The organism is Pseudomonas morbosilactucae (assembly GCF_023241665.1).
GTDB classification, from domain to species: Bacteria; Pseudomonadota; Gammaproteobacteria; order Pseudomonadales; family Pseudomonadaceae; genus Aquipseudomonas; species Aquipseudomonas morbosilactucae.
The window spans coordinates 61,186-81,404 of record NZ_JALQCX010000015.1 but is presented as its reverse complement, the minus strand read 5'-3'; the positions used below and the strand labels follow the sequence as shown (position 1 = coordinate 81,404).

The window sequence follows — 20,219 nt, the reverse complement described above, 5'->3', positions numbered from 1 at the left end:
GCCCTCAGCCCAGCGCCGCAACGGCCGCGGCGATCCGCGAGCAGCCCTCGTCGAGGGTCTTGATATCGGTGGCAATGGACATGCGAAAGAACGGCGCCAATCCATACGCGGTGCCCGCGACCACCGCCACCCCCTGGCTTTCCAGCAGGTACATGACCACGTCGTAGTCGCTGTCCAGGCGCTTGCCTTGTGCCGTGGTCTTGCCCAGCAACCCCGAGCAGTTCACATAGAGGTAAAACGCGCCATCGGGTTTGCGACAACTCAGGCCGTCAATGGCGTTGAGCTGCTCCAGGCAACGATCACGGCGTTGCTGGTACACCGCCACGCTGTCCTTGACGAAGCCCTGGTCGCCATTGAGTGCTTCAACTGCGGCCGCCTGGCTGACCGAGCAGGCGTTGCTGGTGGATTGGGATTGCAGGGTCGCCATGGCGCCGATCAAATCGGTGGGGCCTGCGGCGTAGCCGATGCGCCAGCCGGTCATGGCGTAGGTCTTGGAGACGCCGTTGACCAGCACGGTGCGCTCGCTCAGCGCCGGCTCGATGGCGAGGATGTGTGGGTTGTCCAGGCCGTCGTAGCGGATGTGTTCGTAGATGTCATCGGTCATCAGCAACACCTGCGGATGCTCCAGCAGCACATCGGCCAGGGCCCGCAGTTCGGCCGCGCTGTAGCTGGCGCCGGTCGGGTTGCTGGGGGAGTTGAGCAGCAACCAGCGGGTGCGTTCGTTGATCGCGTCGCGCAGTTGCCCCGGGGTCAGCTTGAACCCATGTGCTTCGGGGCAGGCGAGGGTCACGGGCTCACCTTCGCAGGCCAGCACCATGTCCGGGTACGACACCCAGTACGGCGCCGGAATCAGCACTTCATCGCCCGGGCCCAGGGTGGCGGCGAAGGCATTGAAAATCGCGCTCTTGGCGCCGCTGGTAACCAGGACCTGATTGGCCCGGTAGCTCAGGCCGTTTTCCCGGGCCAGCTTGTCGACGATCGCCTGGCGCAGTTCCGGGGTGCCGGCATTTTGCGTGTAGCGGGTTTCGCCGCGTTCGATGGCGGCGCTGGCCGCTTGCCGAATGTGCGGCGGGGTATCGAAGTCCGGCTCGCCGACCACCAGGTTGATGATGGACTGGCCCTGCCGGCGAAGTTCGTTGGCCCGGTCGGAAGCTGCGCTGCTGGGAGACGGCTTGATACGTTGCACACGGGCGGCGATGCGGGAGGCGGTCACGTGGCGTTCCTCGTTGATGGCGTTGACGAGGCCCTACAGTACGAGGCACGGCCCGGGCCGCCATAAGACGAGATCGTTCTGGTCGGATAGGCATCCCTTATGGCTGGAACTGAACAGCCTTCGCACCAATTGGGTGCGCCTAAGCCCGCAGGCTTGCAGCGGCCGTTGACCCCGGCGAACCCGATCCAGCCATAGGGAAGGCTTATGGTTGAGCGGTTCGGGTGATCACCGGCGGCAGGTTTTCGCGCTGGCCTGGCTCTTGCTAAAGCCTGGGGGCTGTCCTCCTTTTTTCGAGCAAGAGCATCGCCACCGTGAACCTGCGCCGTTTGAAGTACTTCGTGAAACTCGTCGATATCGGCAGCATGACCCAGGCCGCCGATGTACTGCATGTGGCGCAACCGGCACTCAGCCAACAACTGGCCACCCTGGAGGCCGAGCTGCAGCAGCAACTGTTGATTCGCACCAAGCGCGGCGTCACCCCGACCGAAGCGGGCAAGGTGCTCTATGGCCACGCGCAGATCATTCTGCGCCAGTGCGAGCAGGCCCAATTGGACATCAATGCCACGGGCCAGGCCTTATCCGGCCAGGTGTCGGTCGGCCTGGCGCCGGGCACCGCGGCCTCGACCCTGTCCTTGCCGTTGTTGCGCCGGGTGCGCGAGCGCCATCCGGGCATCCTGCTGTACCTCAATGAAAACTTCGGCACCACCTTGAGCGAGCTGATCATGAACGGCCGGATGGACATGGCCGTGCTCTATGGCGGGCGCGAAGTCCATGGCCTGAGCTTTGTCTCGCTGCTGCGCGAGCACCTGTACCTGGTCAGCGCCGACCCCTCGGTCAGCGCCCTCGACGAGATCTCCCTGGCGGAGCTGGCCGACATGGACATGCTCCTGCCACGGCCCTACAACGTGATGCGCCGCCTGGTGGATGAGGCCTTCCAGCGCATCGGCCTGAGCGCCCGGGTGGTGGCGGAAATCGAATCGTCGATCACCCTGACCGCCGCCGTCGCCGAGCATTTCGGCTCGACCATCCTGCCCGAGTCCTCAGCCCGGGTGATGGTGGCCGCCACCTCGGTGCACATGTGCCGCATTGTCCAACCCGAAGTCGAGGCGCCCCTGGCGCTGTGTCTTTCCGGGCACTTGCCGCTGTCGGTGCCGGCCCAGGCGGTCAAGGCGATCCTCCTGGAACTGGTTGCCGAGATGCGTGGCAGCCTGATCTGAGTGGTCATAAGGACGGCTTATTACGCCAAAGCCAAAGCGTCTTGGTCGCCGTTGGACGGCCTCGCTACATTGGCCTCATCCACTCAAGACAGCGCGACAGGCAGGGGCCCATCCATGGATTCAGAACGCATCAAAGGGTTGATCGATTTGCTCGCCGAATCCGATCTGCTCGAACTGAGTCTGACCGAAGGCGGCAGCACGGTTCGTCTTTTCAAGCAGGCCGGGAAGGTTATGGCCAAGGCGCCACAGGCGGCTGCGGCGCCGGTCATTGCCGATTCACCCAAGGCAGATACGCCAGCGCCAGCGGCTACAGAGATCAAGGCCAGCCTGTACGGGGTCCTGCATCTGACGCCTGCTATCGGTGAGCCGCCCTTTGTGGGGGTCGGTGACCAAGTCGAAGCGGGGCAGACCGTGGCCGTGCTGGAGGCGATGAAGATGTTCCATCCGGTCAAGGCCAAGACCCCCGGACGGATCAGCGCGATCCTTGCCCAGAGCGGCGTCGAAGTTGAAGCCGGTCAGTCGCTGTTCCGCCTCGGCTGAGCCCCAGCCCCTCCTTTTTCAGGTGAATTCAATGTTCGACAAAGTGCTGATCGCCAACCGTGGCGAAATCGCCCTGCGCATTCAGCGTGCCTGCCGCGGCCTGGGGATACAGACCGTGGTGGTGCACTCCGAGGCGGATCGCCACGCGCAGTATGTGCAAAACGCCGATCAGGCCCTGTGCATCGGCCCGGCGGCCCCAGGCCAAAGCTACCTGAACCAGGCGGCGCTGCTGTTCGCGGCCAAGGTCAGTGGCGCGCAGGCCATCCATCCGGGGTACGGCTTTCTTTCGGAAAACGCCGGGTTCGCCGAGCGCATCGAAGCCGCCGGCCTGACCTTTATCGGGCCCAGCGCGGCCTGCATTCGCACCATGGGCGACAAGGTCGCGGCCAAGCGGGCGATGCGCGAAGCCGGCGTGCCCTGCGTGCCGGGGCCGGACTCGGTGATGCCCAGCGACGACGCCAGCATCCAGGCCATTGCCCGGGAAATCGGTTACCCGGTGATCGTCAAGGCCGCCGGCGGTGGCGGCGGGCGCGGGATGCGCGTGGTCAAGGCAGAGGGTGAATTGCTCGCCGCCATCGCCCTGACCCGTGAAGAAGCGCGGCTGGCGTTTGGCAATCCGGAACTCTACATCGAGAAGTTTCTCGGCCATCCACGACACGTGGAAATCCAGGTGCTGTGCGATGCCCACGGCCATGCGATCTGGCTCGGTTGCCGTGACTGCTCCCTGCAGCGCCGGCACCAGAAAATCCTTGAAGAAGCACCGGCGCCGGGCATCGACCCGGCGCTGATCGCCCAGGTCGGTGAGCGCTGCGCTGCCGCGTGCCGGCAGATCGGCTATCGCGGGGTCGGCACCTTCGAATTCTTGTACGAGGACGGCGAATTTTTCTTTATCGAGATGAACACCCGGCTGCAGGTCGAGCACCCGGTGACGGAAATGACCACCGGCATCGACATCGTCCAGCAGCAGCTGCGCATGGCCCGGGGCGAAGTCCTGGAACTGCGTCAGGAGGACGTGCCCCTCGACGGCCACTCGCTGGAGTGCCGGATCAACGCCGAAGACCCGGTGACGTTCATGCCGACGCCGGGGTTGATCCAGCGCTGGGAAGTCCCCGGCGGCTTTGGGGTGCGGGTCGATTCCCACGTCACCACCGGTTACCGGGTGCCGCCGTACTACGACTCGATGGTGGCCAAGGTCATCACCCACGGCGCGACCCGCGATGAGGCCATGGCCCGCATGCGCCTAGCCCTGAGCGAGCTTTGTGTGGAGGGCATCTCGACCAACATTCCGCTGCACCGGGAGATTCTTGACGACCCGGCGTTCTGCGCCGGTGGCGTGGACATTCATCACCTGGAGCGCTGGCTGCAACAACGGAGTCCGACATGAGCACTGCATCTGTATCCCTGCGTCCCCACATCAGTCTGCTGGGCTCCACCGCCTTGCTATTTGAGGCGCCGGGCGAGCTGGACCTGGCGCCCCAGCAGCGCATCTGGAACCTGGCATTGCAGGCCGGGCAATGGGCCGAGATCCACGAAGCGGTGCCGGGTATGAACAACCTGATGCTGACCTTCATCAAGCCGCCGCATGACCTCAGTGGTTTGTGCGAGCGCTTGCTCGACGCCTGGGAGGCCTGCCAGCCATTGCCCCTGGAAGGGCGCATCGTCGAATTGCCGGTGGTCTACGGCGGTGAGTTCGGTCCGCACATGGCCGATGTGGTGGCGCACACCGGCCTGGACATCGAGACCATCGCTAACCTGCATTGCGAGCCGCTGTACCCGGTGTACGCCCTGGGCAGCCACCCCGGCTATTGCTACCTCGGCGGCATGGATCCGCGCCTGGCCACGCCACGGCGGCAGGTGCCGGTGATCAGCATCGCAGCCGGCTCGGTGTCGATCGGCGGGGTGCAAACCGGTGTTTCCGCCTCGGCCGGCCCCAGCGGCTGGAACACCATCGGCCGCAGCGAAATGTGTTTTTTTGACCCGACCCAACAGCCGCCGGCCATGCTCCGGCCAGGCGATATGTTGCGTTTGCGCATCGAGAGGATCATTCGATGATCGAGATTTTATCGGCCACGGCCCTGGCCACCGTGCAGGACTTCGGCCGCTTCGGCAGCCTCGGCTACGGGGTCGGCACCTCCGGTGCGATGGACCATTTGGCCCTGGCCCTGGGCAACCTGTTGCTGGGCAATCCCGAGGACGCGGCAGCGATTGAAATTCCGCTGTTTCCCTTCGAGGTTCGCTTCCTTCAAGACTGCGCGTTCGCGGTCACTGGGGCGGGCGGTGAAGCGTCCCTCGACGGTCAGCCATTGCCACCGTTCTGGGTGGCCCAGGCTCGGGAAGGCCAGGTGCTGAGCCTCGGCTACCCGACCTCCGGCAGTCGCGCTTACCTGTGCCTGGCCGGCGGTATCGACGTGCCCTCGGTGCTGGGCTCGCGCAGCACGCAATTGCGCGGTGAGTTCGGCGGCTTGCAGGGGCGTGCCTTGCAGCAGGGCGATCGCATTGACGCCTTGCGCCCCGGCATCAGCCGCTTGCCCACGGATGTGGGCGTGGTCTCGCCGAGCCAGGCGCTTCCCCTGCAACGGGACGGGCTGCCGGCCATGCGTGTACTGCCCGCGGCAGAATACGAGTGTTTTACGCAGGCGTCCCGCGAGGCCTTCTGGGCCGGCGAATGGAAGGTCACGACCCAGAGCAACCGTTACGGTTATCGGCTCGAAGGTGCGCCGATCCTGCCCAAGGCGCCGATGGAAATCCGTTCCCACGGCATCGTCCCCGGGGTGATTCAGGTGCCCCACGGTGGCCAGCCGATCATTCAGATGCGCGACGCACAACCCAGCGGCGGTTACCCGAAGTTCGGCACGGTGATCGAGGCTGACTTGTGGCGCCTGGGCCAGGCACCGGTTGGCAGCAAGGTGCGCTTTATCGAATGCAGTTACACCGAGGCTGTTGCCGCCCTGGAAGACCATCAGCGCTATCTCGCGGAGGTCAGCCGCTTGCTCGACCTCCACGGGCTGGCCGCGTGTTAAGGACATTCAACCATGACAAATCAGGAAATCCGCCAGTTGGCGGTGTGGCTCAAGGAGAGTCATCTGGCGGGCGCGGAAATACAGCGGCCGGGCCTGCACCTGCTGCTCAAGCGCAGTGTCGACGAGCCCAACGCAGCGGCTCCCGTGACGGCGCCAGAGCCCGCCGCGGAGTCGGAGGCGTCGCTATTGAAGACCCCCGGCCTGGGTCGATTGCTGCTGACCCACCCGCAACAGAACGAGGAACTGGCGTCACTCGGCAGTCGGGTGGAGCCCGGGCAATTGGTGGCTTTTCTGCAAGTCGGCGACCTGCTGTTGCCCGTGCGCAGCCAGCGGGCCGGGCGCGTGGCAGCGCTGCTGGTGCCCTGCGGCACAACGGTGGGTTATGGCGAGGCGTTTATGCGCCTGGACGCAGCATGAGAGGTGAGAACAGGTCATGAAGATTGATTTGAATGCAGACCTGGGCGAGGGCTTTGGCCCCTGGCGCATGGGCGAGGATGAGGCGTTGATGAGCCTGATTTCCTCGGCGAACGTGGCGTGCGGTTTCCATGCCGGCGACCCGTTGATCATGGACAACACCGTGCGCCTGGCCAAGGCCGGGGGCATCGACCTGGGCGCCCATGTCGGCTTCCCCGACTTGATGGGCTTTGGCCGGCGGCAGATGAACATCGAGCTCAAGGAGTTGGCGACCTATGTGATCTACCAGCTCGGCGCCTTGGCCGGAATGGCGGCGGTCAATGGCCACCGCATGACCCACATGAGCTTTCACGGTGCCCTGGGCAACATGGTTGCGGCCGATGCCGGGCTGGCGGAGCCCCTGGTGCGTGCGGTGGCGGCGTTCGATCCGACGCTGATGATCAGTTCATCGAGCAGCCGTGCCATTGAGCGCGCCGCAGAACGGTCCGGGTTGCGCGTGGCCACGACCTTTCTTGCCGACCGCGCCTATGACGACGACTGCCTGCTGGTGCCGCGCCAGGTGGCGGGCTCGGTGATCAAGGAGCCGGCGGCGGTGCTGCAACGGGTTCGACAGCTGTTGGAGGAGGGCACGGTGACCAGCCTCAACGGCAAGCCCATGGCCGTGCCGGCGCACTCGATCCTGTTGCACGGCGACACCCCTGGCGCCGTGGAGCTGGCCCGCACCATCCGCCGTGAAATCGAAGGGTGCGGTGGCTGCATCACGCCGATTTCCCAACTGCTGGGGTAGCGGTTGCAGCGTCATAAGCAGGGCTTATTGCCACACAGTCATTCCGTCTTGGTCGCCGGCCCTGGGGCTGGATAAAGTCGAAGTCATTGGGCTCACCCGAGTGAGCCGCACCCGTAATACGAGGACAGATGCATGCCATTTTCAGATTACAAAACCGCGTTGGTCACCGGCGCTTCGTCCGGGATTGGCGCTGCCGTCGTTGAGCGTCTGTGTCAGGAAGGCGTGCAGGTGCATGCCCTGGCCCGCAGTGCCGACAAGCTGCAAGAGTTGGCCGCCAAGACCGGCTGCATCGCCCACGCCATCGACGTCACCGACCTGGCCGGGCTGACGCAGCTGTTTGCCAGCCACACCTTTGACATCCTGGTGAACAACGCCGGTGTCGATAAACCGGGTTCGATTCTCAAGGCCGACGCCGAGGGCATCGACTTGCTGATCGACGTCAACCTGCGTGCGGTGTTGCACCTGGCGCGCCTGGCATTGCCGGGGATGGTCGAGCGCGATTGCGGCCACATCATCAACATCAGCTCGATTGCCGCGGCCTACAACTTCGCTGGCAACTCCACCTACCACGCCACCAAGGCGGCGGTGAGCATGCTCTCGCGGCAACTGCGCATCGATGCCTTCGGCAAGCGCGTGCGGGTCACCGAGATCTGCCCGGGGCGTGTGGCCACGGATATTTTTGCCCACGTCCACGGTGACTCCGAAGAGACCTACCAGCGTTTCGTCGAGGGCTTCGAACTGCCCCAGGCCGAAGACATCGCCAACGCCATCGCCTTTGCGATTGCCGCGCCGATTGCGGTCAACGTCGGGCACATGGAAATCACCCCGACCTTGCAGGTGCCGGGCGGGCTGTCCACCGCACGTCCCCAGGATTACCAGGGCTGAACAACAGCCCCTTAAAACAGAACGGATTGATCCGTCATCGCTGCATCCCGCCACGGCCACGCCGGGTGATTTTGATTTCTGCCCTAGCCCAATGCCGATAGGGATTGACCATGAAGCAAGACTTCGATTTGGCCGCGATTCTGCAAGGCGAGTACGCCGAGCTGATCGTCAAGGGCATCGAAATGACCTTGCAGCTGGCGTTGTTCGCCTGGCTGCTGGCGATGATTCTGGCGCTGACGCTGGTCACGGTGCGCCTGACCGGCAACAAACTGGCCGACCGCCTGGTGGCGGGGTACGTGTCATACCACCGCAATGTGCCGACCCTGGTGCAACTGATGCTGTGGTATTTCGGCGTGCCGACCCTGCTCAGTGAAAACGCGCAACTGTGGCTGGCCAGCCACAACACCGAATACCTGTTTTCGGTGATCGCCCTGGGCCTGTGCCAGGCCGCGTATTTCTGTGAAGACATGCGCAGCGGCCTGCGCGCCATTCCCGCCGGGCAGACTGAAGCGTCCAGGGCCCTGGGCCTGGGCTACGTGCGTTCGATGCGCTACGTGATCCTGCCCCAGGGCGTGCGCCACTGCCTGCCGTCGCTGATCAACCACACCGTGCTGCTGTTCAAGAACACCAGCCTGGCCATGGCGATCGGCGTGATGGAACTGACCTACGCCAGCCGCGAAGTGGAGAACTACACGTTCCGTACCTTCGAGTCGTACCTGGTGGCCACGGTGTTCTACCTGGTGTTTTCACTGCTGCTGATGGGCGCCGGGGCGTTGCTCGCCCGGCACTTCAGCAAAGCCCTGGCGAGGTAGATGGCGATGTTCGATATCGTTGAAATCCTGCAGAACAACTGGACGCTCTTCCTCATCGGCCAGTACCCCCACGGCCCCCTGGGCGGCCTGGCGAACACCCTGATCCTGGCGGCCTTGGCGTTGCTGCTGGCCTTCCCGTTCGGCCTGTTGCTGGCGCTGGCGCGGGTGTCGCCGTGGAAGGGTTTGTACTGGGCGGCCACGGTCTGGGTCTACGTGCTGCGCGGCATTCCGCTGCTGATGGTGATCTTCTGGACCTACTTCCTGGTGCCCTTGCTGATCGGCCACAACATCACCGGGTTCGTCACCATGCTCTGCACCCTGGTGATTTACCAGAGCGCCTACCTGTGCGAAATCATTCGGGGCGGTATCCAGGCGTTGCCGCCGGGCCAATACGAAGCGTCCCGCGCCCTGGGCCTCGGCTACTTGCGCACCACGGTCTGGGTGATCCTGCCGCAAGCGCTGTACAACGCGCTGCCGAGCCTGATTAGCCAGTTCATCTCGATCATCAAGGAAACCTCCCTGGGGTATGTGATCAACGTCCAGGAAGTGACCTTCGCCGCCAACCAGGTCAACAACCAATTGCTGACCAAGCCGTTCCAGGTGTTTTTCATCCTGGCGATCATCTACTACCTGCTGTGTTTCGGCCTGACCCATGTGGCCGGCTGGGTCGAGCGCCGTATCGCTCGCAAGCGTCTGGGCAAGGGCGGTCTGGCCGTGGCTGCCGACCCCTTGCTGGCCATCGATAATTGAAGAGGGTTGCGTCCATGCATCCAATGATCATGTTTTCCAACATCAATAAATGGTACGGCGACTACCACGCGTTGACCGACATCACCGCCGAGGTGAAGCCCGGTGAAGTGGTGGTGTTGTGCGGCCCGTCTGGCTCCGGCAAGTCGACTTTGATCCGCACGGTCAATCGCCTGGAGGACATCCAGAAAGGCCAGATCCTGTTCGACGGCCAGGACGTGCACGGCACCGACGCGCACCTCAACCGCCTGCGCAGCCGGGTGGGTTTCGTGTTCCAGAGCTTCAACCTGTTTCCGCACCTGTCCGTGCTGGAAAACATCACCCTGGCGCCGAGCAAGATCCGCAACCTGAAGGGCGCGGCCGCCAAGCAACAGGCCATGCAGTTGCTGGATCGGGTCGGGTTGGCCCACAAGGCCGGTGCCTACCCGGCGCAGTTGTCCGGTGGCCAGCAGCAACGGGTGGCGATTGCCCGGGCGCTGGCGATGGAACCGCCGGTGATGTTGTTCGATGAGCCCACCAGTGCCCTGGACCCGGAAATGGTCGGCGAAGTGCTGGGGGTGATGAAGGGCTTGGCCAAGGACGGCATGACCATGATGTGCGTGACCCACGAGATGAATTTTGCCCGTGAGGTCGCTGACACCATCTGGTTTATGGATGCGGGGCAGATTCTGGAAAAGAGTACGCCCGAGCACTTTTTCAATCAGCCCGCGCACCCGCGCGCGCAACGCTTTATCGCCGACCTGCGGGCCCATTGAGCCGCAGCGGTTTTGCCTCTTCTGCCATTCGACTTTCCACTTCCAGGAGTTTTTCCATGCGTATGAAGCCTTTGTTTGTCGCGCTCGCCTTAGGTCCTCTGGCTGTTTCGGTGGCCCAGGCCGACCAGTTGAGCGACATCATGAGCAAGAAGTCTCTGAGCTGCGGCGTCTACGCCGACGTGCCACCGTTCTCTGCCCCGGACCCGAAGACCCGAGAGCTGGTGGGCATGGACGTCGATTTGTGCAAGGCCCTGGCCAAGACCATGGGCGTGGAGCTGGAGCTCAAGCCGCTGTCGGTGGAGGCGCGGATTCCGGAGGTGAAAATGGGCCGCGTCGATGTGATCTTCGCCAACCTGGCCTACACCAAGACCCGTGCCGAGCAGATCCAGTTCAGCGACCCGTACTACATCGCCAAGGAAACCCTGGTGGTGCGCGCGGTCAACGCCGATCAGCCGAAAAGCTTCTTCAAGGATAAGCGCATCAGTTCCACCAAAGGCTCGACCTCCGAACAGTCGATCCGTATCGCCGGGGCCACCCCCGTGACCTTCCAGGACACCGGCTCGGCCTACATGGCCCTGCAACAGAACAAGGTGGTGGGCCTGGTGACTAACACCATGACCGCCTTGAAACTGGTCAACCAGGCCAAGGCCAGTGGGGTCGACCTGGCCCTGGCCAAGGAGCCGATGGCCCTCGAACCGATCGGCGCCGGCATGCGCCGGGATGAGCCGGCGTTCCTGGCCAAGGTCAACGAGTCCTTGGCGACCATGGAAAAGGCCGGCGAGATCGATGCCATCTGGGATCGCTGGATCGGCCCGAACACCGAGTACAAAATGGTCCGGGAAGACAAGGTCCAGAGCCTCAGCGCCCTGAAGTTCGATCCCCTGCCTTGAGCCAATACGCGGCCATGGCCCAGCCATGATTGAAAAAGCCCGGTGAGCCGTTCAGCGCCGGGCTTTTTTTCGGGTGCGGGTTGGCACGGCTCCTGAGGCAGCGTCTACCTGCTGTAAACGGCCGTTTTGCCGTTATTCTGGCGTCAATTCCCCCGTTTTTACGGGCGTTGAGCACCGCTCGGCGGAAACGGGAATTTCTGTCAGTTACGCCGATAGCCCTCCGTGATTCTTCAACTAGTCTGAGCTCCTGCCAGTAAAACGCCACTGTCGTAGGGGCGGTCTGCATGCGACGTGCATCCCGGTTGTTCATCAATCTTCGGTGATCCAGATGGCCACAATCACGTTATCCAGCAGCTTCGATTTCACTCAACCCCAGGACTGGGATTGGGTGCTTTCCGACTCGTCGCCCACCTTTATTACCATCACCGATGGTGTTCACGAGCAGACGTTCACCGGCAGCTTCACCTTTGGCGCCAACGACAGCGTGTCCGGCACGGCCACCGGTTCGACCTATTCCGTCAACGGCAACCTGGTCTACACCATCACCGGGATGTCCAAGAGCGCGTCGACCCTGGCGGATTTCGCCACCACCCTCGGTGATACCCAGGCCACCTACGCCTATGTATTGAGTGGCAACGACACCTTTATTGGCAGTGATGGCGACGACGTGCTCCTGGGCTATGCCGGCAATGATGTCTTCGACGGTGGGGACGGGGCCGATACCTTGCGCGGCGGTGTAGGCAACGACACTTACACCGTCGATGGCGCCGACACGGTGATCGAGGAAGCGGGCGAGGGCATTGACCTGATCCGCGCCTCCCAGAACTACCAACTGGGTGCCAACCTGGAAAACCTGACCTTGATCGGCAGCGGCAATATCGAAGGCAAGGGCAACAGCCTGGCCAACGTCATCACCGGCAACAATGGCAACAACAAACTCGATGGTGTGGGCGGCGCGGACACCCTGATCGGCGGTGCCGGCGATGACCAATATGTGGTTGACCTCACCCTCAGCAACGCATTGGAAGACAAGATCGTCGAGTTGGCAGGTGAGGGCATCGACACCCTGACCCTGACCAGTATCTACAGCAATACCAGGGTCACCACCCTGACCCTGGCGGCCAACCTGGAAAACCTCGATGCCCGTGACACCGGCAGCCTGAAGTTGAACCTCACCGGCAATGCCGCCAATAACATCATCCAGGGTAATGACGCGGATAACACCCTCAATGGTGGCCTGGGGGCGGACACCCTGGCTGGCGGCCTGGGTGACGACACTTACCTGGTCGACAACGCCGGGGATGTGATCGAGGAAGACGTCGGTGAAGGTAACGATACGGTGCGGGTCGGCATTGCCACCGTCGGCGGCCTCTACACCCTGGGCGATCACCTGGAAAACGCCATTCTGACCAGCACGGTGGCGTTCGACCTGACCGGTAACGACCTGGTCAACACCCTCACCGGCAATGGCGCGGCCAACCGTATCGACGGTGGCGCGGGGGCCGACTTGATGATCGGCGGCGCTGGCAACGACACTTACGTGGTGGACGATATCGGTGACAGCATCACCGACAGTGCCGGTATCGATACTGTTGAGACCAGCCTGAATTACACCCTGGCCGACAAGCCGACCCTGGAGAACATTCGCCTGACTGGCAACCAGTCCAGCATCGCCACTGGCAATGCCCTGGCCAATGTCCTCGACGGTTCCCAGAGTAGCGCGTCCAACCTGCTGTTCGGCGGCAAGGGCAACGACACCTACATCATTGGCAGTGGCGATGGCATCGTCGAGGGCTTGAACGAAGGCACCGACCTGGTTCAAGCCACGGTCAGCTACTCCCTGGGCAGCTACCTGGAAAACCTGACCCTGATCGGCAGCGACAACATTGATGGCACCGGCAACGAGCTGAAGAACATCATCACCGGCAATCAGGGCAACAACGTGCTGGACGGTGGCAGTGCCGTGGACTCGCTGATCGGCGGGGCGGGTGACGACACCTATGTGGTCGACCTGTTGGCCAAAGGCGGTGGCAGCAGTGCCACAGTGGCTCTTGAAGACAGCATTACCGAGAAAGTCGGCGAAGGTACTGACTCGCTGAAGTTGCGCGCCGATGGCCTGTTCGGCTTCAGCGGTCTCGCGGCGCTGACGTTGGGCGCCAACTTGGAAAACCTGGATGCCTCCGACACCGGTAATCTGGCTATCAACCTGACCGGCAACGCAGCGGCCAACGTGCTGACAGGCAGCGACGGCGCCAACATCCTCGATGGCAAGGCTGGCATCGACACCTTGATCGGTGGCCTGGGCGATGACACCTACGTGGTCGATTCGGTCAGCGAGCTGGGGCTGATCCAGGAGTTGGAGGACGAGGGCGTCGACAGCCTGCGCGTCACCTACCTGAACAGCGGACCCCAGGTCCAGACCATCAACCTTAACGACCCCAGCCTGCAGTACATCGACAATCTCAGTGTGCTCGGCACCGGGCTGTTCAACCTCACCGGCAACGATCTGGATAATGTGTTGATCGGCAATGCCTCGGCCAACACCCTGATCGGCGGGCTGGGCAATGACACCCTGGACGGCAAGAAAGGCGCCGACACCCTGATCGGTGGCGACGGCGATGACACCTATTACGTCTACAGCAACCTGGACCAGGTGCAGGAAACGCTCACCGGCGGCACCGACACCGTCAACGTCATGGCCTATGCCGGCAATACCTATACCTTGGGTGCGAACATTGAAAACGCCGTGGTGCTGGCCAGCGGCACCTTCAACTTGCTGGGCAACGCCCTGGACAACACCCTGACCGGCAACGCCGGGGCCAACCGCATCGACGGCGGCGTTGGCGCGGACCTGATGCAGGGCGGCGCCGGCAATGACACCTACATCGTCGATAACGTCAACGACCAAGTGCTCGACAGCGGGGGCATCGACACCGTCGAAAGCAGTGTCGATTTCAGCCTGGACCTGCAGTCCGGCGTGGATAACCTGGTGCTCACCGGCAGCGGCAATATCGACGGCGAAGGCAACGCCCTGGCCAACACCCTCACCGGCAACAGTGGCAACAACGACCTGGACGGCTTGGGTGGCGTGGATACGCTCAAGGGCGGCTTGGGGGATGACCGTTACCGGGTCGCCCTGACGGCCAAGAACCTCTTGGAAGACAGCGTTATCGAGCTGGTCGACCAAGGCAACGACAGTGTTGAACTCTATGGCGGCACCACTGGCCTGGCGACGGTGACGATCACCCTGGGAGCCAACCTGGAGAACCTGGATGCCACCGACACCGGCACCCTGGCCATCAACCTGACCGGCAACGCCGCGGCCAACGTGCTGACGGGCAGCGACGGCGCCAATATCCTTGATGGCAAGGCCGGCATCGACACCTTGATCGGTGGTTTGGGTAACGACACTTACGTGGTCGATTCGGCCGCTGAATTGGGGCTGATCCAGGAGTTGCAGAACGAGGGTGTCGACACACTGCGCGTCACTTACCTGAACAGCGGCACCCAGGCCCAGACCATCAACCTCAACGACCCCAGCCTGCAGTACATCGACAACCTCAGTGTGCTCGGCACCGGGCTGTTCAACCTCACCGGTAACGATCTGGATAATGTGTTGATCGGCAATGCCTCGGCCAACACCCTGATCGGCGGGCTGGGTAACGACACCCTGGACGGCAAGAAAGGCGCCGACACCCTGATCGGTGGCGACGGCGATGACACCTATTACGTCTACAGCAACCTGGACCAGGTGCAGGAAGCGCTCAATGGCGGTACCGACACCGTCAATGTCATGGCTTACGCTGGCAACAGCTATACCTTGGTCGACAACATCGAAAACGCCGTGGTGCTGGCCAGTGGCACCTTCAATCTGGTGGGCAACGCCTTGGACAACACCCTGACCGGCAACGCCGGGGCCAACCGCATCGACGGCGGTTTGGGGGCGGACCTGATGCAGGGCGGCGCCGGCAATGACACCTACATCGTTGATAACGTCAATGACCTGGTACTCGACAGCGCAGGCATCGACACCATCGAAACCAGCGTCAGCTACAGCCTGGGTCTGCAGTCCGGCGTGGATAACCTGGTGCTCACCGGCAGTGGCAATATCGACGGCGAAGGCAACGCCCTGGCCAACACCCTCACCGGCAACAGTGGCAACAACGACCTGGACGGCTTGGGTGGCGTGGATACGCTCAAGGGCGGCTTGGGGGATGACCGTTACCGGGTCGGCCTGACAGCCCAGAACCTCTTGGAAGACAGCGTTATCGAGCTGGTCGACCAAGGCAACGACAGTGTTGAACTCTATGGCGGCACTACTGGCCTGGCGACGGTGACGATCACCCTGGGGGCCAACCTGGAGAACCTGGATGCCACCGACACCGGCACCCTGGCCATCAACCTGACCGGCAACGCGGCGGCCAACATCCTGATAGGCAGTGACGGTGCCAACATCCTCGATGGCAAGGCTGGCATCGACACCTTGATCGGAGGCCTGGGCGATGACACCTACGTGGTCGATTCGGTCAGCGAGCTGGGGCTGATCCAGGAACTGGAGGACGAGGGCGTCGACAGCCTGCGCGTCACCTACCTGAACAGCGGACCCCAGGTCCAGACCATCAACCTCAACGACCCCAGCCTGCAGTACATCGACAACCTCAGTGTGCTCGGCACCGGCTTGTTCAACCTCACCGGTAACGCACTGGACAACCTGTTGATCGGCAATGCCTCGGCCAACACCCTGATCGGCGGGCTGGGCAATGACACCCTGGACGGCAAGAAAGGCGCCGACACCCTGATCGGTGGCGACGGCGACGACACCTATTACGTCTACAGCAACCTGGACCAGGTGCAGGAAACACTCACCGGCGGCACCGACACCGTCAACGTCATGGCCTACGCTGGCAACAGCTATACCCTGGTCGGCAACATTGAAAACGCCGTGGTGCTGGCCAGCGGTGCCTTCAATCTGGTGGGCAATGACCTGGACAACGTCCTGACCGGTAACGCCGGGAACAACCGCATCGATGGCGGGTTGGGGGCGGACCTGATGCAGGGCGGTGCCGGCAATGACACCTACATCGTCGATAATATCAACGACCAAGTGCTCGACAGCGGGGGCATCGACACCATCGAAACCAGTGTCAGCTATAGCCTCGACCTGCAGTCCGGCGTGGACAACCTGGTGCTCACCGGCACTGGCGATATTTATGGTGAAGGCAACTCCCTGGCCAACATCATCACCGGCAACAGTGGCGACAACTTCCTTGACGGCTACGGCGGTGCCGACACCCTCAAGGGCGGCTTTGGCGATGATTACTATGTGGTCGACCTGACCGCCAAGAACCAGCTGGAAGACCAGGTCATCGAGCTGGCGGGCCAAGGCATCGACAGCGTTGAGGTCTATGGCGGCACCGCCGGCCTGGCAGCGGTGACGATCACCCTGGCTGCCAATGTGGAGAACCTCAACGTCAGCTCCACCGAAGCTGGGGTCAAGCTCAACCTGACCGGCAATGCCCTGAATAACGTCCTTATCGGCAATACCGCGCAGAATGTCTTCACCGGCGGGGCGGGGGCGGACACCTTCGTCTTCGACAACCTGGCGCAGTTGGGCACAGTCAGCGACAGCACCACCTGGGACACCATCAGCGACTTCAAATCAGGTATCGACCATATCGACCTGAGCGGGCTGGGCACCAGCTTCGAGCTCATCGCCAGCAACGCCGATTTCACTGGCGCCGGGCAGCTCAAACTGCTGGGCGGGGTGTTGTACGGCACGGTCGACGGCGGCGCAGCGGCGGATTTCGCCATCAAGCTCACGGGGGTCAACAGCATAGCCTTGAGCGATATTTACTACGCGGTACCTGATTGACGGGTGTGAACGGGGGCGGTTGTTTCGCCGGGTCGGCGATCTTGCGCCCCAGTTTTCGGTCGGCAATTTTATGTCTGATTTGTTACCTTCTTGGCGCCGGGTGCTGCTGTCCCGGCCTTTCCAAGACAATAAACAGGTGACTTGAATGGCGACGGTGCAGGTATCTAGCAGCTTTGATTTCACGCAGGAGCAAGATTGGTACTGGGATGTACAGGCTGCGGAGGACACTTCGCTGACCATCGGCAACGGTTACCAGAGCCAGACCTTTATTGGGCGTCTCACCTATTGGGACGATGACAGCGTCACCGGCACGGTGACCAGCACCAGTCTCTCCGTGGGCGGCGTCTTGAAGTACACCGTCAGTGGCATTTCCGTGAGCGCTGCGGTGATGTCCAACTTTGCGTTGAGCGAGGGTGACACCCAGGCCACTTACGCCTATGTCCTGAAAGGCAACGACACCATCACCGGCAGCTCCGGCACTGATGTACTGCTGGGCTATGCCGGCAATGACTGGATCGATGGCGGTTTGGGCGCCGATACGCTGGTCGGAGGGCAAGGCAATGACACCTACGTCGTCGATAACGTCGGCGATGAAGTGACCGAGCTGTTCAACGAAGGCATCGACACCGTCAGGGCTTCGGTCAATTACCGCCTGAGCGCCAACGTCGAGCACCTGGTGCTGACCGGTTCTGGCGCGATCAATGGCACGGGTAACGAACTGAAGAACAGCATCACCGGCAACGACCAGGACAACATCCTCGACGGCGGAGCCGGAGTGGACAGCCTGGTGGGTGGCAAAGGCAACGACACCTACATCGTCGACCTGCTGACCAAGGGCACTGGCGCCAAGGCCACCCTGGCCCTGGAAGACAGCATCACCGAAAAAGCCGATGGGGGTGTTCAGGACGTGCTGCAACTGCGCATGAGTGACGCAGCCATCGCCAATTTCAGCGGCGCGGCAGCCGTGACCCTGGGCGCTAACCTGGAATGGCTGGACGCCCAGAGTACCGGCAACCTGGCCATCACCCTGAACGGTAACGCCGCGAGCAACCGCATCATCGGCAACGCCGGCAATAACCTCCTCGACGGCAAGGCCGGCATCGACACCCTGATCGGTGGCGATGGCGACGACCTGTACATCCTCGACAACGCCGCCGAACTGGCGCTGGTCCAGGAAGAGGCGGGCGAGGGCAACGACACCCTGCAGATCGGCTACAAAAACGCCTCAAAGACCGAAGCACTGAGCATCGACCTCAGCGCCGGCAATCTGGTGAACTTCGAGAACATCACCGTCACCGGTGCAGGCTTGTTCAACCTCACCGGCAACAACCTAGGTAACAAACTGACCGGTAACGCGGCGGCCAATGTCATCACCGGCGGCAGCGGTGCAGACACCCTCGACGGCAAGAATGGCGGCGATACCCTGACCGGCGGCACAGGCAATGACACCTACTTTGTCTACAGCGACAAGGATCGGGTGATCGAGGAACTCAACGGCGGTATCGACACGGTCAACGTGGTGGCCTACGCCAAAAACACCTACAGCCTGGAAGCCAATATCGAGAATGCCGTGGCTTACTCCAAGGCGGCGATCAACCTGACCGGCAACGCCCTGAACAACATCCTGACCGGCAACGCGGCGGCCAACATCCTCGATGGCGGCGAAGGTGCCGACCGTCTGGTGGGTGGCAAAGGCAATGACACCTACATCGTCGACAACCTCGGCGATGTGGTCGTGGAGGAAGCCAACGAAGGCGTGGACACCGTCAAATCGTCCATCGACTACAGCCTGACCGCCAACGTCGAGAACCTGACCTTGACCGGTTCGGGGGCGATCAACGGCACCGGCAACGCCCTGAATAACCTCATCACCGGCAACGGATTAGCCAACGTGCTGGACGGTGGCGCGGGCGTCGATACGCTGATCGGCGGCGCTGGCAACGACACCTATGTGGTCGACCTGATCGTCAAAGGCAGCGGTACCAAGGCCACCGTGGCCCTGGAAGACACCGTGGTGGAGAAGGCCGGGCAAGGCGATGACACCCTGGTGCTGCGCATGGGCACCGACGCCATCAACGCCTTTACCGGCAAGGCTGCGGTGACCCTGGGCGCCAACCTGGAGAACCTGGATGCCAGCGGCACCGGTAACCTGAACCTGAGCCTGACCGGTAACGTCGGCAACAACTTGATCATCGGCAACCTGGGCGATAACACCCTTAATGGCGGGGCCGGGGATGACCAACTGCAGGCCGGTGCCGGCGGCCTCAACACCCTGATCGGCGGCCTCGGTGCCGACACGATGTTCGGCAACAGCGGCAAGGACACCTTCAAGTTCAACACCCTCAAGGAACTGGGGCTCAACGACAAACAGGACGTGATCCACAACTTCACCAGCGGCATCGACCAGCTCGATTTCTCGGCCCTCAAGGGCTACAAGTTGGTGCAAGGCGGGGTGTTCAGTGGCGGCGCCAAGGAGTTGGTGTACCAGGTGGTCGGCAACGACCTGGTGGTCTATGGCACCCACAATGCGGACAAGGTCGCCGACTTCTCGATCAAGCTGGTGGGGATCACCGAGCTGAGCGTCGAGGACTTCAGCCTGTAACCCTTGCCAGTCGCGCTACAGCGCTTTTCCCAGAGGTAAAAAAAGGCCGCTACCCGAAGGTAGCGGCCTTTTTTACCGCCTTTACAATCTGCGCATCAGCGCAACGGATCAGGGAGGGGTCAGGTGAAAGTCATCGGCGACCAGCTTGATGGCACCAATGTTCACGTCGCCCTTGACGCCCACCAGCTTGATCGCAGTGTCCGCGCCCAGGGCATCATCGGTATCGACGAAGACATAGGCATTGCCTTTGTCGTAGCCGATCACGGCCTTGACGGTATCGCTGAACAAGGCGTTGGCGGCTTCCAGCAGTGAGGCGTAGCCGGTTTGCACGCCGCTGATGGTCTTCACCGAATCGCTGTCCAGGGTGACGCCCAGTTGATCGAAACCAATGGTGTCGTCCTTGATGTTGAAGTCGGTGATGACATCAATGCCGGTGCCGTCGCTGTCCACGTTCGAGTCGCCCGC

The 20,219-nt window shown here is 62.5% G+C and carries 16 protein-coding genes; 14 read left to right on the top strand and 2 right to left on the bottom strand.

The features are described from left to right. Positions 1–4: 4 nt before the first annotated feature. Positions 5–1,213 (bottom strand): aspartate transaminase, encoded by a 1,209-nt coding sequence (locus tag M1B35_RS10360; protein ID WP_268261871.1) that lies wholly within the window; start codon positions 1,211–1,213, stop codon positions 5–7. 311 nt (positions 1,214–1,524) lie between these two features. Here M1B35_RS10360 and nac point away from each other — a divergent pair, with 311 nt between their 5' ends. From nac to M1B35_RS10285, 14 genes are all read left to right on the top strand, one after another. Further along, the gene (gene nac, locus M1B35_RS10355) at positions 1,525–2,430 is read left to right on the top strand and encodes a nitrogen assimilation transcriptional regulator NAC (protein WP_123331136.1); all 906 of its coding nucleotides are present in this window, start codon (positions 1,525–1,527) and stop codon (positions 2,428–2,430) included. Between the two features lie 114 nt (positions 2,431–2,544). Further along, positions 2,545–2,970 (top strand): acetyl-CoA carboxylase biotin carboxyl carrier protein, encoded by a 426-nt coding sequence (locus M1B35_RS10350; protein WP_268261870.1) that lies wholly within the window; start codon positions 2,545–2,547, stop codon positions 2,968–2,970. A gap of 31 nt (positions 2,971–3,001) precedes the next feature. Continuing rightward, a complete protein-coding gene (gene accC / locus M1B35_RS10345) occupies positions 3,002–4,354 on the top strand; it encodes an acetyl-CoA carboxylase biotin carboxylase subunit (protein WP_268261869.1) in 1,353 nt (450 codons plus the stop codon). Then, positions 4,351–5,022, top strand: a complete 672-nt coding sequence (gene pxpB, locus M1B35_RS10340; RefSeq protein ID WP_268261868.1) for a 5-oxoprolinase subunit PxpB — start codon at positions 4,351–4,353, stop codon at positions 5,020–5,022. Before accC ends, pxpB begins: the two co-directional genes overlap by 4 nt. Next, entirely contained in the window at positions 5,019–5,990 is a 972-nt protein-coding gene (locus M1B35_RS10335; RefSeq protein WP_123331144.1) for a 5-oxoprolinase subunit C family protein, read from the top strand. Before pxpB ends, M1B35_RS10335 begins: the two co-directional genes overlap by 4 nt. Positions 5,991–6,002: 12 nt before the next feature. After that, positions 6,003–6,407, top strand: coding sequence for an acetyl-CoA carboxylase biotin carboxyl carrier protein (locus tag M1B35_RS10330; RefSeq protein ID WP_268261867.1), 405 nt, complete (start codon positions 6,003–6,005; stop codon positions 6,405–6,407). 16 nt (positions 6,408–6,423) lie between these two features. After that, positions 6,424–7,191, top strand: a complete 768-nt coding sequence (locus tag M1B35_RS10325; protein ID WP_268261866.1) for a LamB/YcsF family protein — start codon at positions 6,424–6,426, stop codon at positions 7,189–7,191. 132 nt (positions 7,192–7,323) lie between these two features. Then, positions 7,324–8,076, top strand: a complete 753-nt coding sequence (locus M1B35_RS10320) for an SDR family oxidoreductase (protein ID WP_268261865.1) — start codon at positions 7,324–7,326, stop codon at positions 8,074–8,076. Between the two features lie 110 nt (positions 8,077–8,186). After that, positions 8,187–8,888: an amino acid ABC transporter permease gene (locus M1B35_RS10315; protein ID WP_268261864.1), complete on the top strand. Its 702-nt coding sequence runs from the start codon at positions 8,187–8,189 to the stop codon at positions 8,886–8,888. A gap of 6 nt (positions 8,889–8,894) precedes the next feature. Beyond that, positions 8,895–9,638, top strand: a complete 744-nt coding sequence (locus tag M1B35_RS10310; protein WP_268261863.1) for an amino acid ABC transporter permease — start codon at positions 8,895–8,897, stop codon at positions 9,636–9,638. Between the two features lie 23 nt (positions 9,639–9,661). After that, the gene (locus tag M1B35_RS10305) at positions 9,662–10,390 is read left to right on the top strand and encodes an amino acid ABC transporter ATP-binding protein (protein WP_185039290.1); all 729 of its coding nucleotides are present in this window, start codon (positions 9,662–9,664) and stop codon (positions 10,388–10,390) included. A 56-nt stretch (positions 10,391–10,446) separates the two neighbouring features. Then, positions 10,447–11,280 carry an ABC transporter substrate-binding protein gene (locus M1B35_RS10300; protein WP_123331156.1) on the top strand — a complete coding sequence of 278 codons (834 nt, stop codon included), beginning with the start codon at positions 10,447–10,449 and terminating at the stop codon, positions 11,278–11,280. A 328-nt stretch (positions 11,281–11,608) separates the two neighbouring features. Continuing rightward, the gene (locus tag M1B35_RS10295) at positions 11,609–17,152 is read left to right on the top strand and encodes a M10 family metallopeptidase C-terminal domain-containing protein (protein WP_279653759.1); all 5,544 of its coding nucleotides are present in this window, start codon (positions 11,609–11,611) and stop codon (positions 17,150–17,152) included. Between the two features lie 145 nt (positions 17,153–17,297). Then, positions 17,298–19,754: a calcium-binding protein gene (locus tag M1B35_RS10285; RefSeq protein ID WP_268261862.1), complete on the top strand. Its 2,457-nt coding sequence runs from the start codon at positions 17,298–17,300 to the stop codon at positions 19,752–19,754. 108 nt (positions 19,755–19,862) lie between these two features. Here the strand turns inward: M1B35_RS10285 and M1B35_RS10280 are convergent, their stop codons facing one another. Then, complete coding sequence (locus tag M1B35_RS10280) at positions 19,863–20,204, bottom strand: hypothetical protein (protein ID WP_268261861.1); 342 nt, start codon at positions 20,202–20,204, stop codon at positions 19,863–19,865. Positions 20,205–20,219 lie beyond the last annotated feature (15 nt).

Coding starts and splice junctions, on each gene's coding strand:
- M1B35_RS10295 (WP_279653759.1), top strand. CDS start 11,609: ATGGCCACAATCACGTTATCCAGCAGCTTCGATTTCACTCAACCCCAG.
- M1B35_RS10335 (WP_123331144.1), top strand. CDS start 5,019: ATGATCGAGATTTTATCGGCCACGGCCCTGGCCACCGTGCAGGACTTC.
- M1B35_RS10325 (WP_268261866.1), top strand. CDS start 6,424: ATGAAGATTGATTTGAATGCAGACCTGGGCGAGGGCTTTGGCCCCTGG.
- accC (WP_268261869.1), top strand. CDS start 3,002: ATGTTCGACAAAGTGCTGATCGCCAACCGTGGCGAAATCGCCCTGCGC.
- pxpB (WP_268261868.1), top strand. CDS start 4,351: ATGAGCACTGCATCTGTATCCCTGCGTCCCCACATCAGTCTGCTGGGC.
- M1B35_RS10310 (WP_268261863.1), top strand. CDS start 8,895: ATGTTCGATATCGTTGAAATCCTGCAGAACAACTGGACGCTCTTCCTC.
- M1B35_RS10300 (WP_123331156.1), top strand. CDS start 10,447: ATGCGTATGAAGCCTTTGTTTGTCGCGCTCGCCTTAGGTCCTCTGGCT.
- M1B35_RS10330 (WP_268261867.1), top strand. CDS start 6,003: ATGACAAATCAGGAAATCCGCCAGTTGGCGGTGTGGCTCAAGGAGAGT.
- M1B35_RS10285 (WP_268261862.1), top strand. CDS start 17,298: ATGGCGACGGTGCAGGTATCTAGCAGCTTTGATTTCACGCAGGAGCAA.
- M1B35_RS10315 (WP_268261864.1), top strand. CDS start 8,187: ATGAAGCAAGACTTCGATTTGGCCGCGATTCTGCAAGGCGAGTACGCC.
- M1B35_RS10350 (WP_268261870.1), top strand. CDS start 2,545: ATGGATTCAGAACGCATCAAAGGGTTGATCGATTTGCTCGCCGAATCC.
- M1B35_RS10305 (WP_185039290.1), top strand. CDS start 9,662: ATGATCATGTTTTCCAACATCAATAAATGGTACGGCGACTACCACGCG.
- M1B35_RS10320 (WP_268261865.1), top strand. CDS start 7,324: ATGCCATTTTCAGATTACAAAACCGCGTTGGTCACCGGCGCTTCGTCC.